Source organism: Providencia sp. PROV141, assembly GCF_028481645.1.
In the GTDB taxonomy this organism is placed as follows: domain Bacteria; phylum Pseudomonadota; class Gammaproteobacteria; order Enterobacterales; family Enterobacteriaceae; genus Providencia; species Providencia rettgeri.
Genome location: NZ_JAMPPR010000006.1, coordinates 183,367 through 196,654, shown reverse-complemented (window position 1 = coordinate 196,654; position 13,288 = coordinate 183,367). Strand labels below are relative to the sequence as shown.

At 42.9% G+C, this 13,288-nt stretch carries 9 protein-coding genes; 7 read left to right on the top strand and 2 right to left on the bottom strand.

What is annotated here, in order from left to right:
* The first annotated feature begins 24 nt into the window (after positions 1-24).
* Entirely contained in the window at positions 25-1,188 is a 1,164-nt protein-coding gene (locus tag PSF09_RS05035) for a glycerate kinase (protein ID WP_272664463.1), read from the top strand.
* A 14-nt stretch (positions 1,189-1,202) separates the two neighbouring features.
* Positions 1,203-2,357 carry a CdaR family transcriptional regulator gene (locus PSF09_RS05030; protein WP_272664462.1) on the top strand — a complete coding sequence of 385 codons (1,155 nt, stop codon included), beginning with the start codon at positions 1,203-1,205 and terminating at the stop codon, positions 2,355-2,357.
* Positions 2,358-2,369: 12 nt separating this feature from the next.
* On the opposite strand, the gene narL is transcribed toward PSF09_RS05030, so the two are convergent.
* Together narL and narX are read right to left on the bottom strand one after the other, a co-directional pair.
* Positions 2,370-3,026, bottom strand: coding sequence for a two-component system response regulator NarL (narL, locus tag PSF09_RS05025; protein WP_272664461.1), 657 nt, complete (start codon positions 3,024-3,026; stop codon positions 2,370-2,372).
* 21 nt (positions 3,027-3,047) lie between these two features.
* A complete protein-coding gene (gene narX, locus PSF09_RS05020) occupies positions 3,048-4,790 on the bottom strand; it encodes a nitrate/nitrite two-component system sensor histidine kinase NarX (protein ID WP_272683561.1) in 1,743 nt (580 codons plus the stop codon).
* 327 nt (positions 4,791-5,117) lie between these two features.
* On the opposite strand from narX, the gene PSF09_RS05015 reads away from it, so the two are divergent.
* The 5 genes from PSF09_RS05015 (at position 5,118) to narI (ending at position 13,281) form a co-directional block, all read left to right on the top strand.
* The gene (locus PSF09_RS05015) at positions 5,118-6,518 is read left to right on the top strand and encodes a NarK family nitrate/nitrite MFS transporter (RefSeq protein WP_272664459.1); all 1,401 of its coding nucleotides are present in this window, start codon (positions 5,118-5,120) and stop codon (positions 6,516-6,518) included.
* A 67-nt stretch (positions 6,519-6,585) separates the two neighbouring features.
* Positions 6,586-10,347: a nitrate reductase subunit alpha gene (locus PSF09_RS05010; protein WP_272664458.1), complete on the top strand. Its 3,762-nt coding sequence runs from the start codon at positions 6,586-6,588 to the stop codon at positions 10,345-10,347.
* Positions 10,347-11,888 carry a nitrate reductase subunit beta gene (gene narH / locus PSF09_RS05005; protein ID WP_109912751.1) on the top strand — a complete coding sequence of 514 codons (1,542 nt, stop codon included), beginning with the start codon at positions 10,347-10,349 and terminating at the stop codon, positions 11,886-11,888. The genes PSF09_RS05010 and narH overlap by 1 nt, the downstream gene beginning before the upstream one ends.
* The gene (gene narJ, locus PSF09_RS05000; RefSeq protein WP_272664457.1) at positions 11,885-12,607 is read left to right on the top strand and encodes a nitrate reductase molybdenum cofactor assembly chaperone; all 723 of its coding nucleotides are present in this window, start codon (positions 11,885-11,887) and stop codon (positions 12,605-12,607) included. Before narH ends, narJ begins: the two co-directional genes overlap by 4 nt.
* On the top strand, positions 12,604-13,281 hold the full coding sequence (narI, locus tag PSF09_RS04995; protein WP_004907792.1) for a respiratory nitrate reductase subunit gamma: 678 nt from the start codon (positions 12,604-12,606) through the stop codon (positions 13,279-13,281). The genes narJ and narI overlap by 4 nt, the downstream gene beginning before the upstream one ends.
* The last annotated feature ends 7 nt before the right edge of the window (positions 13,282-13,288 follow it).

Here is a 13,288-nt window from a genome sequence, read left to right as displayed (position 1 = left end):
GCCATTTACAATAGGAAAGTCTGCATGAAAATTGTTATCGCACTTGATTCCTTTAAGGGAAGTTGTTCTGCAAGGTTAGCATGCCAAGCCGTTGCTGAGGGTTTCAAGCGTGTATCCTCTGAATTAGATATGACGTTATTACCCATATCTGATGGCGGAGAAGGTTTGTTGGAGTCACTGGAACATAGCCCTGCGCTTTCTGGTGTAACACCTTACATTTTTAGCTGTACTGGACCTTATGGTAGTAAGGTTGATGCAGGATTATTAGTGCTGGAGGGAAAAACTGCTTTTATTGAAATGGCACAATGCTGTGGGCTGGAATTAGTTCAACGCGAGCACCGTCGCGTTGAAAATGCCTCAACTTATGGCTTGGGTGAAATGGTCAAGCATGCATTAGATATGGGTTGCTCTCGTATTGTTATAGGGATAGGAGGAAGTGCAACTAATGATGGTGGTGCAGGGTTTGCTCAAGCACTAGGTGCTTTGTTTTATGATAAAAATTCTCAGCTTATTGAGGCGCCAATTTGCGGTAAAGACCTCATTAATATTGCAAAGATTGATTTTGATAAATTTGACTCGCGAGCCGCTAAGGTTGAATTTAATGTCTCTTGCGATGTTGAAAATCCTTTATTAGGCAATAACGGTGCGACTTATATTTATGGTCCCCAAAAGGGAGCGGACAAAGCCACACTCGACCAGCTTGAAATGGGGATGACCCACTATGCGAAATTAATGTCAGCCATAACGGGAAAAGATGTTTCGCTGGAGGCCGGCAGTGGTGCAGCGGGTGGATTAGGTGCTGGGCTTCGTTGGTTTGTTTCGGCAAAGCTCGAAAAAGGAATCGATCTCGTTTTGGGGCTCCTTGGTGCAAAATCCTATATTCAACAAGCGGATTTAGTCATTGTAGGAGAAGGGCGGCTTGATAGCCAAAGTGCGAACGGTAAGGCTCCTGTCGGAGTGGCTCGTATGGCCAGCCAGTATGGTGTGCCTGTTATTGCGCTTTGTGGAGGATATAGTGAAGATAGCCGTATCCTATATCAACATGGCATTAGCGCAATGTGGTCATTGTGCCCTGGGCCGATTTCCCTTGAGCAAGCCATGACAAATGGTGAGCGTTACTTGGCAGATACAGCAGAAAATTTGCTGCGAACCGTACTCGCGAATCCGAATAAGCAAATAAAACCCTAAAGTGAGGCGGTAAGATGCTACTGACTGAAAAATTAGCCAATGATATTGTCACACGTGCAATGGGGATTATCCATCACAACGTCAATGTGATTAATAGTCAGGGCGTGATTATCGCCTCAGGGGAAAAAAAGCGTATTGGTGAAATTCATGAAGCCGCAGTGGAAGTGATTCGCTGCGGCAAACGGATCACTATTTACAATGAAAATGAAGCGCGAGCTTATTCGAATGTAGCTCCGGGGATAAACCATCCGATTGTTGTGGCAGATAAAGTGGAATTAGTCATTGGGGTGAGTGGTGACCCTGTTGTGATCCAGCGTTATGCCGAGCTTGCCATACTGACGGCTGAGCTGCTAATTCAACAAGAAATTGAGCGGCGTAGTATTAATTGGCAGCACCGTTTGCGTGATATGTTATTTGTCCAGTTTATAGAAAGTACAACGCAAGCACAGGGGCGCAGTGCGTTACTCAAACTGCATAACTCTGGTTTTGCATTCACTTTACCGACTATTCCTGTGATTATTAATATTGAAGCTATTCAGTATCGTCCTGAAATACTCGATACGATCATTACTGAATTATCAGCCATGGAAAAAAGTGATGTGTTATTACTTAATAGCCGCGAAATTTTGATGCTATTTCCATCAGCGTATTATCAACATGAATCATTTATTCCTAATCTTCATTTCATTCTAGATAGCCAGCTTAGCCAATATTATATTGGTGTTGGTGTTCAAGCAGATACGCAGGAACATGTGAGGGATGCCGTTCATTTTGCACGTTCAGTCATTGAAGTTGGCCGGCTAACGGTGCCCGATAAACAAGTTTTTCTATTTAAAGAAATGGCATCGTTGTGCCTCTTTAATGAATTGGAAAATAGCTATCTATTTAATTTCTTTTTGGATATTTGCCATAAAATATTGTTGCATGATTCGGGGGATATTTTGATTGAAACCCTTGAGTTATTCCTATCGCAAAATGGAGAAATAGGCAGTACCGCACAGCAATTAGGCATTCACAGAAATACATTAAGTTATCGGTTACAGCAAATTAAAAAGCAAACCAGCTTGGACCCGACAAGGTTTACGGATCTGATTCAATTGTCTGTTGCTATGCATGGCTATCGTCGACGTTACCCAAAACAACAGCCATGGCTTGATGCATTAAGTTAAGGTGCTGTGTCATTACTTTTGTTGTAAAACCCAAATAGCCGCTTCAACACGCGATTTTAAATTGAGTTTCTTTAGTAGGTGTTTGACATGAACTTTGACGGTGCTCTCTGTGATTTGTAATTTATTAGCAATCATCTTATTTGATAGCCCTTGAGAGATTAAATCTAGGATATGGGTTTCTCTTGGGGTTAATGCCGATAAATTATGCTCTGTAGAGGCTCGGTTATCTCTTAAGGATTCAGCTAAAATGGAGGTGAGCGTTGGGCTAACGACCATTTTTCCACTTGCTGCTTCTTTTAATGCAATAATTAATTTTTCGGGTTCCATGTCTTTCAGTAAATAGCCATCAGCACCTCGTTTTAATGCATTAATTAAGTCTTCACCGTAATTGGATACTGTAAATAAGATAATACGGCCTGAAAGTTCGCGGCTACGTAAATTGTCGAGTACTTCAAAGCCATTCATACCCGGCATATTGAGATCTAATAGAATTAAATCGGGGTCTTGCTCTTCAGCAATTTTAATACCCGTTATTCCATCGTCTGCTTCACCAATTACCTTTAATGTGGGTTCTAAACTAATTAATTGTTTAACACCGTTACGTAGCATTGGGTGGTCATCAATCAGTAAAATGGTGGATTGCCCAGTTAGTTTATTTTCATTTTTCATTAATGAGTTACTCCAATTCAATTAAGCCACAGTCAGTGGAAATACGACATTTACAGTAGTGCCTCCTTGAACTCTTGGCGAAATTTGATATTTCCCATTTAGGCTCAGAGCTCTCTCTCTCATAATAATCAATCCGTAATGGTTATTTTTTGTTGGCTGAGGCTGAATCCCTTCCCCATTATCTTCTATCGTCATAGTGATTAATCCGTTATTTTCAATTAATGAGACTTGTGACCAGTTTGCATTAGCATGTTTGAGAATATTGCTTAAAGCTTCTCGGATTATCTGGATAATATGGATAGATTGATGTGGAGAGAGGCTTTTTGCTGGAATTTGGTAATTTAATCCAATTTGAAAACCAAGGCGCTGACTGAATTCTTGGATTGTGCTTTCTAAAGCAGGAAATAAGCCGGGTTCAGTTAATTTTAGCCTGAAGGTTGTTAAAAGTTCACGTAATTGGCTATAAGCGGAATTTATTTCATTACGCATTTCGTTTAATAGTTCTTGGTGCTTAGTTGGCAATGTTTTAGGTTGCATTTGCAGATAACTAATTTGCATTTTGAGACAAGATAATGATTGCGCGATGGAATCATGTAATTCTCTCGCAATCGCCGAGCGTTCATCCATAATCAGTAACTGCTGTTGTTGTTCTAATTGGTGCTCCATTGCTAGCATTCCCGCAATTTGTTTAACTAACATCAGCACTAAATTATTTTGCTCTTCAGATAATGGCTGATTTATATCTATTTCAGCCAAAATCATGCCATAACGCTGTAAATTATCGGAAATCTCCCATGATATTACTTTAATGTGTTCAGCTACCTTGGGTGACTTGAGTGAGTCTTCCTTGTTTTCTGGACAATAAATTTCATGAAAGCAGGCATCATTATTTTCTTCGTATAGTCTCAAGCTGATATTCTGTAGCGGTATTAAGTTTTTAAGCTCAGATAATACTTTTTCTAACCTGACTGATAGTGGCCCAATGGCATGTAATGTGCGATTAGATTGGTATAAATAGAGTAATACTTTATTTTTATTTTGCAGGTCAGTCGTTTTTTCGATAACTCGAGATTCTAATTGATGGTAACTTTGTGCAAGCTCATCCGACATTTGATTTAACGTTTGGCCCAGTGAATTTAGCTCATCTTGTTTTTTGCCTACAGGAAAGCGCTGACTAAAATCTTGGTGACTAATCGCATTCACCATATGAAGTAACTTAAGCCAAGGTGTATAAATTTTCTTTCTAAAATGGCAGATAGCAAAAATAAGCAGCAACGAAACGAGGCTAATAAATACCATTTGAGTGATTGCTACATAGGTTATCTTTCGTTCTGTTTTTTCATCAATATTGCGAACTAATGCATCAAGCTTATTAACAAAAGTAACGACCGCAAGCCGTGCATCATTAGGCGAAACTGCATGGTTAAGTGCAGGTTTTAATTCTGTAACCCAATATTGATAAATCTCAGAAAATTGCGGTTTTAAATCTTCTATTTCGACGACTTGTGTCAGTTCATCGCTTAATAAATTTTTTTCAAGTTCACTTACATATACGTCAGAATATTGGTTGAGTGGTACTAATGAAAGTAAATGATAGCTTTGCATCCGCAATGAGCCTGATTTATTAATTGCATGTGCATTTCCTTGCACACTAATGATCATACTATTTGAGATTGTCATGCCAATAATACCGAGTACGGCAATCAATAACATTAAACCAATAACTTGGTTAATGATTGAAAATCGGTGATAAGCAATAGACATAAATAATCCTTTCTACGGTACATGTTTATTATTTTTGATAACGTAGATATTGTTTATCTATTATATAAAATTGAATATGCCACTTCGGTATTACTCCTTAATATCCCATTGAGATATTCGCTTTAAATCCCAATATATAAAATTACTGAGTAATGAATTTTTTTGTTTTAATTCAATTTGTTATTGGTGTGTACTCCTAATACTCCTCTGGTGGTTAACGAAAAAAATCCCGCATATTTCATTTAAGTCTCTCTTGATTTAGATCAGCTTCACGGTGGTCTATTCGCCACACACTGCGAGCAGAAATTGTATTTATCGGGGTGATTTATGTCTCAACGAGATAATGTTAATAACGTAGTTGCACCGTCAAATAACGGAGTTATACAGGATTGGCGTCCTGAAGATACTCAGTTTTGGCAGCAAACGGGGCAGCGTATTGCAAATCGTAATTTATGGATTTCTATTCCATGTTTATTGCTCGCATTTTGCGTATGGATGTTATTTAGTGCAGTTGCGGTTAACTTAAATAAAGTGGGTTTTAATTTTTCGACAGACCAATTATTTTTATTAACCGCATTACCTTCCGTTTCAGGCGCTTTATTAAGAGTCCCTTATTCATTCGTTATTCCTATTTTTGGTGGGCGTCGCTGGACGGCGATTAGTACACTATTTTTAGTGATCCCATGTATTTGGCTAGGTTATGCGATTCAAAACCCAGCCACGCCTTATCAAGTCTTTGTCATTATTTCCCTACTTTGTGGTTTTGCTGGCGCTAACTTTGCATCCAGTATGGCCAACATCAGCTTCTTTTTTCCTAAAGCTCGCCAAGGCGGGGCACTTGGTCTAAATGGTGGGTTAGGCAATTTAGGCGTCAGTGTCATGCAATTGGTGGCTCCTTTCATTGTAGGCGTCGGCGTATTTACTTTTGTGGGTGGAACTGGAGCGACTCAGCCGGATGGCTCAACGTTGTGGTTAGAAAATGCCGCTTGGATTTGGGTGCCATTTCTGCTGCTTTTTACTGTGATGGCTTGGTTTGGCATGAATGATTTAGCGGCGAATAAGGCATCTCTTAAAGCGCAATTACCTGTTTTGAAACGGGGTCATCTATGGGTATTAAGCCTGTTATATCTGGCGACATTCGGCTCGTTTATCGGTTTTTCTGCCGGTTTCGCTATGTTATCGAAAACACAGTTTCCAGATGTCATTATTTTGAAGTTTGCCTTTTTTGGTCCTTTCCTCGGAGCACTAGCTCGTCCAGTCGGCGGCATGTTGTCTGACCGTTTTGGCGGTGTGAAAGTCACATTACTGAACTTTGTGGTCATGGCTGTTTTCTCCGGCTTGCTATTTTTTACGTTACCAGAAAACGGTCAAGGAGGCTCTTTCGGGGCGTTTTATGGCGTATTTATGGTGCTGTTTTTAACGGCAGGGCTAGGCAGTGGCTCAACCTTCCAAATGATTGCTGTCGTTTTCCGTAAATTAACTATGGACAAAGCCATCTTAAGAGGTGCTTCAGAGCAAGAAGCCCAAAAAGAGGCGGTAACAGAAAGTGCTGCGGCTCTAGGGTTTATCTCTGCAATTGGGGCAATAGGTGGCTTCTTTATTCCAAAAGCGTTCGGTACATCACTAACACTGACGGGTTCACCGGCAGATGCGATGAAAGTGTTTTTTGTATTTTATCTTTCCTGTGTGTTTATCACATGGCTGGTATATGGCCGTAAACACAAATAATAACAAGTCATAAAAATCAATTTTAGCAATGTACGGCGCCGGTCGCCGTCTCTTTGGAGGCAATCCGATGAGCAAGTTTTTAGACAGATTTCGGTATTTTAAGCAGTTAGGCGAGACCTTTTCAGGTGATCACGGGCAAGAATTAAATGTAAACCGTGATTGGGAAGATGGTTATCGTAGCCGTTGGCAGCATGACAAAGTCGTGCGTTCCACCCATGGTGTTAATTGTACTGGCTCTTGTAGCTGGAAAATTTATGTCAAAAATGGATTAGTCACTTGGGAGACCCAACAGACGGATTACCCACGTACTCGTCCAGACCTACCTGATCATGAACCAAGAGGATGCCCTCGTGGGGCGAGCTATTCATGGTATTTATACAGCGCAAACCGTGTTAAATACCCAATGATGCGCAAGCGCTTACTTAAATTGTGGCGTGAAGCAAAAGCAGAGCAGCAAGACCCTGTTGCAGCGTGGCTATCTATTATCAATGACCCACAAAAGGCACAAAGCTATAAACAAGCTCGTGGTCGTGGGGGTTTTGTTCGTTCAAGTTGGCAAGAAGTGAATGAACTGATTGCAGCGGCAAACGTCGCGACGATTAAAGAATTTGGTCCTGACCGCATTGTTGGCTTTTCTCCAATTCCCGCTATGTCAATGGTTTCCTATGCCTCAGGCGCCCGTTATTTATCCCTTATCGGTGGAGCTTGCCTGAGCTTCTACGATTGGTATTGCGACTTACCGCCAGCATCCCCAATGACGTGGGGCGAGCAAACGGACGTACCAGAATCAGCGGACTGGTATAACTCATCCTACATTATTGCTTGGGGCTCGAACGTCCCGCAAACCCGTACGCCAGATGCTCACTTCTTTGCAGAAGTCCGCTACAAAGGGACGAAAACTGTTGCTGTCACGCCAGATTACGCAGAAATCACTAAATTCTGTGACCATTGGTTGAACCCGAAACAAGGAACAGATAGCGCCATGGCAATGGCGATGGGGCATGTGATCCTCAATGAGTTCCATGTAAAACGTGAAGCAGAATACTTCCGTGAATATGTGCGTACTTACACTGATATGCCTATGTTGGTGATGCTCGATAAGCACGAAAATGGTGCCTATGTTGCTGGGCGTATGCTGCGTGCTTCGGATCTCGTTGATTCTTTAGGCGAAGAGAAAAATGCCGAATGGAAAACCATCGCGATTGATGAAGAGACGGGCGAATTATGTGCTCCACAAGGTTCAATGGGGTTCCGTTGGGATAATAGCCAAAAATGGAACTTAGAACCGCGTGCAGGGCAAGATGCGCACCAGGTCAAAATGCAACTCAGCCTTGCGGATACGCACGATGAATTTGTTGAGGTTGGCTTCCCATACTTTGGTGGTTTAGAAAGTGAACATTTTCAAAGCGTTGAACTGAAAGATATCTTACTGCATAAATTACCCGCGAAACGTATTCAGCTTGCCGATGGCAGCGAGTCACTGGTTACTAGCGTGTATGACTTGATGCTTGCTAACTACGGCATTGACCGTGGTTTCGGTGATGAAAACTGTGCGGTTGATTATGATGATATGAAAGCGTATTCCCCTGCATGGGCTGAAAAAGTCACTGGGGTGAGCCGCCAAAATATCATTCGCATCGCCCGTGAATTTGCGGATACCGCAGAGAAAACTCACGGACGTGCGATGGTGATTGTCGGGGCAGGGATTAACCACTGGTATCACATGGATATGACTTACCGTGCGATTATCAATATGTTGATTTTCTGTGGATGCGTGGGGCAAAGCGGTGGTGGCTGGTCTCACTATGTTGGGCAGGAAAAATTACGCCCACAAACAGGCTGGACGCCACTTGCTTTTGGCCTTGATTGGCAGCGCCCACCACGGCACATGAATAGCACATCATTCTTTTATAACCATTCAAGCCAATGGCGCTATGAAACGGTGGGAACAGAAGAGTTGCTGTCGCCTCTAGCCGATAAACATGCCTTTAGCGGCAGTTTGGTTGATATGAATGTACGTGCAGAACGCATGGGGTGGCTGCCGTCAGCACCACAATTAAATGTAAATCCATTAAATATTGCGAAGAATGCACAAAATGAAGGTATGTCACCCACAGACTATACCGTTAAGCAATTGAAGGAAGGGAATATTCGCTTTGCAGCAGAACAGCCTGATGACCCACAAAACTTCCCTCGTAACCTGTTTATTTGGCGTTCAAATTTATTGGGGTCCGCAGGGAAAGGCCATGAATATTTATTGAAATATTTATTGGGTACTGAAAATGGTATTCAAGGCAAAGACTTAGGCCAACAAGGCGGCGTCAAACCGGAAGAAGTGGAATGGCAAGATAAAGCAGCAGAAGGGAAGGTTGACTTAGTGGTGACTCTCGATTTCAGAATGTCGAGCACCTGCCTGTTCTCAGACGTTATTTTACCGACCGCTACTTGGTATGAAAAAGACGATATGAATACCTCGGATATGCATCCATTTATTCACCCATTGTCAGCAGCAGTCGACCCAGCTTGGGAATCCAAAAGTGACTGGGAAATTTATAAGGGGATTGCCAAAGCATTTTCTGAAGTCAGCATTGGGCACTTAGGCAAAGAAACGGATGTAGTGACGTTGCCGATTCAACATGATAGTGCAGCCGAGATGGCACAACCTTTTGATGTGAGAGATTGGAAAAAAGGGCAATGTGAGCTTATTCCAGGAAAAACTGCACCGCACATTATTTGTGTCGAACGTGACTACCCCAATACTTACGCGCGTTTTACCTCCCTTGGCCCATTAATGGACAAATTAGGGAACGGTGGGAAAGGCATCAGTTGGAATACGCAAGATGAAGTTGATTTCCTGAAAAAACTGAATAAAACCCAGCAAGAAGGGATCAATGCAGGCCGCCCTAAAATTGACACTGCCATTGATGCAGCGGAGGTCATTTTAACACTCGCGCCTGAAACCAATGGGCAAGTAGCAGTAAAAGCATGGGATGCATTAAGTAAGGTTACAGGGCGCGACCATACGCATTTAGCGCGCTACAAAGAAGATGAAAAAATCCGTTTCCGCGATATTGTGGCACAACCACGTAAGATCATTTCCAGCCCGACGTGGTCAGGTTTAGAAGATGAACATGTTTCCTACAACGCTTGCTATACCAACGTGCATGAAATGATCCCATGGCGGACGCTCAGTGGTCGTCAGCAATTGTATCAAGATCACGAATGGATGCGTGCCTTTGGGGAAAGCCTTGTGGTGTATCGCCCACCGATTGACACACGAGCGGCTCAGCCTCTTATGGGGAAAAAATCGAATGGATTCCCTGAAAAAGCACTGAACTTTTTAACACCGCACCAAAAATGGGGGATCCACTCTACTTACAGCGACAACTTATTAATGTTGACGTTAGGCCGCGGTGGCCCAGTTGTTTGGCTTAGCGAAGAAGATGCCCGCGAACTGGGTGTTGAAGATAACGATTGGGTTGAAGCTTTTAACAGTAATGGGGCATTAACCGCCAAAGCGATCGTTAGCCAACGTATTCCTGATGGCATGATCATGATGTACCACGCCCAAGAACGGCTGATCAACTTACCCGGCTCTGAAATTACGGCTCAACGTGGCGGAATTCATAACTCGGTCACGCGTGTTTGCCCGAAACCGACCCATATGATCGGTGGCTATGCGCACCTTGCCTATAGCTTCAATTACTACGGAACAGTAGGTTCTAATCGTGATGAATTTGTGGTTGTTCGCAAAATGAAACAGGTTGACTGGCTGGATGGTGAAGGTGATGCCTACCAGCAAACCTTGAGCGGAAAGGAGAAAGCATAATGAAAATTCGTTCTCAAGTCGGCATGGTGCTAAACCTTGATAAATGTATTGGTTGTCATACTTGCTCAGTGACCTGTAAAAACGTGTGGACTAGCCGCGAAGGGGTAGAATACGCATGGTTTAATAACGTCGAAACCAAACCGGGTATTGGTTATCCCCAAAATTGGGAAGACCAAGAGAAATGGAAAGGCGGCTGGATCCGCACCATTAAGGGTAAATTGGTTCCACGGATGGGAAACAAAGTGGGGGTTTTATCGAAAATCTTCGCTAACCCAGATGTACCTGCCTTGGATGATTATTATGAGCCGTTTAATTATGACTACGGCCATTTAAAAAATGCCAAAGAAGGCAAGCACGTACCGACAGCACGTCCTCGTTCATTAATTACTGGCGAGCGAATGAGTAATGTCAAAATGGGACCAAACTGGGAAGATGATTTAGGCGGTGAATTCGCCAAACGAGCCCAAGATAAAAACTTTGAACATATTCAAAAAGAGATGTATGGGCAGTTTGAGAATACATTCATGATGTATTTACCACGCCTTTGTGAACATTGTTTAAACCCAGCGTGTGTCGCGACTTGCCCAAGTGGGGCAATTTATAAGCGCTCAGAAGACGGTATTGTGTTGATTGACCAAGACAAATGCCGCGGCTGGCGTATGTGCTTAACCGGTTGCCCGTATAAAAAAATCTATTTCAATTGGAAAAGTGGTAAATCAGAAAAATGTATTTTCTGTTATCCACGTATTGAGTCAGGCATGCCAACGGTCTGCTCTGAAACCTGTGTTGGTCGTATCCGTTATTTAGGTGTATTGCTGTATGACGCGGACAAAATTGAGTCGGCGGCCAGTGTAGAAAAGGAAACTGACCTTTACCAGAGCCAACTTGATGTTTTCCTTGATCCTCATGATCCAAAAGTGATTGAAGAAGCGCAAAAACAAGGGATCCCATTAAGCGTGATCGATGCGGCACAGAAATCCCCAGTGTACAAAATGGCGATGGAATGGCGCTTAGCTCTGCCACTGCACCCTGAATATCGCACGTTACCAATGGTGTGGTATGTGCCACCTTTGTCACCGATCCAGTCAGTAGCGGATTCAGGGCTCTTAGCCAATAACGGTGTATTGCCAGATGTAGAAAGCTTACGCATTCCAGTGCAATACCTTGCTAATTTATTAACGGCGGGAGATACGGAACCGGTGTTATTGGCGTTAAAACGTATGTTAGCAATGCGCCATTTTAAACGGGCAGAAACCGTGGAAAACCAATGTGATACCAGCGCGTTAGAGCAAGTTGGCTTAACACAAGCTCAGGCACAAGAAATGTACCGTTATTTAGCCATTGCTAACTATGAAGACCGTTTTGTCATTCCATCCAGTCATCGAGAATTGGCACGCGAAGCATTCCCTGAAGCCAAAGCTTGTGGCTTTAGTTTTGGTGATGGTTGCCATGGCAGCGATAGCAAAGCGAATTTATTTAATAGCAGGCGCATTGATGCCATTGATATCACACCAAAAAATAATCAGGAGAAAGCACTATGATGACACTAAAAGTGATTTCTCGGTTATTGGAATACCCTTCGGAAGCGCTTTGGTTACATCGCGATGAGCTCATTGAAGCACTAGAACAGGCTGATGAGCTGCCAGTCACACGGGCTGTTCAATTGATGGTGTTTGTGCGCGAGTATCTCAACGAAGACTTACTTGATATGCAGGCGCAATATTGTGAGCTGTTTGATAGAGGGCGCGCAACATCATTATTGCTATTTGAGCATGTACATGGTGAGTCCCGAGACCGAGGACAAGCGATGGTTGATTTAATGGCTCAATATCAGCAACACGGTTTGCAAATTGATTGCCGTGAATTACCCGACCATTTGCCCATTTATTTGGAATATCTAACGGTATTACCGAGTAATGAAACTCTCGAGGGGCTACAGGATATTGCGCCAATTTTAGCGTTGCTAGGAGAAAGGCTGAAACAGCGAGAAAGCCGTTTCTCCGTTTTATTTGATTTTTTACTTGAGCTTTCTCATAGCGATATTGCGGCGGAGCAATTAAGCAAACAAGTGGCAACCGAAGTACGGGATGACACCCCAGAGGCGCTAGATGCGGTTTGGGAAGAGGAGCAAGTGAAATTTTTTGCCGATGAAAAAACATGTGGTAGCGAAGTGGCGGCACATCAGCATCGCTTCGCCAATGCGGTGGTACCGCAGTATTTGGATCTCAGTGTGGGCAGCCATGTAGGAGTTCAAAAATGAATTTTATCAATCAATTTTTCTTCGATATTTACCCTTATATCGCTGGGACGGTGTTTATTGTCGGTAGTTGGCTACGTTACGATTATGGGCAATACACGTGGCGAGCGGGTTCTAGCCAAATGTTGGATAAAAAGAACATGCGTTTGGCATCAAACTTATTCCATTTGGGGATTATTGGGATTTTTGTCGGGCACTTTTTAGGTATGTTAACGCCTCATTGGATGTATGAATCTTTCTTGCCAATGCATATTAAGCAGCTAATGGCAATGATTGGTGGGGGCGCAGCAGGTGTGATGATGTTAATTGGTGGCGCGATGTTATTGAAACGCCGCCTAACGAATCCAAGAGTGAGAGCAACTTCATCCTTCGGTGACATCATGATTTTAACCTTGCTGGTGGTACAAGTTTGCTTAGGGTTACTTACCATTCCATTCTCAGCACAACATATGGATGGCAGCGAAATGCTGAAATTAGTGGGATGGGCGCAGTCTATTGTGACATTCCATTGGGGGGCATCCAATTACCTAGAAGGTGTTGGTATCGTTTTTAAACTGCATATTGTGTTGGGGATGACGATATTTTTACTCTTCCCATTCTGCCGTTTAGTGCACATTTGGAGTGCACCTATCGAATACCTGACTCGTCGGTATCAATTGGTGAGAAATCGCCATTAGGTTGGGT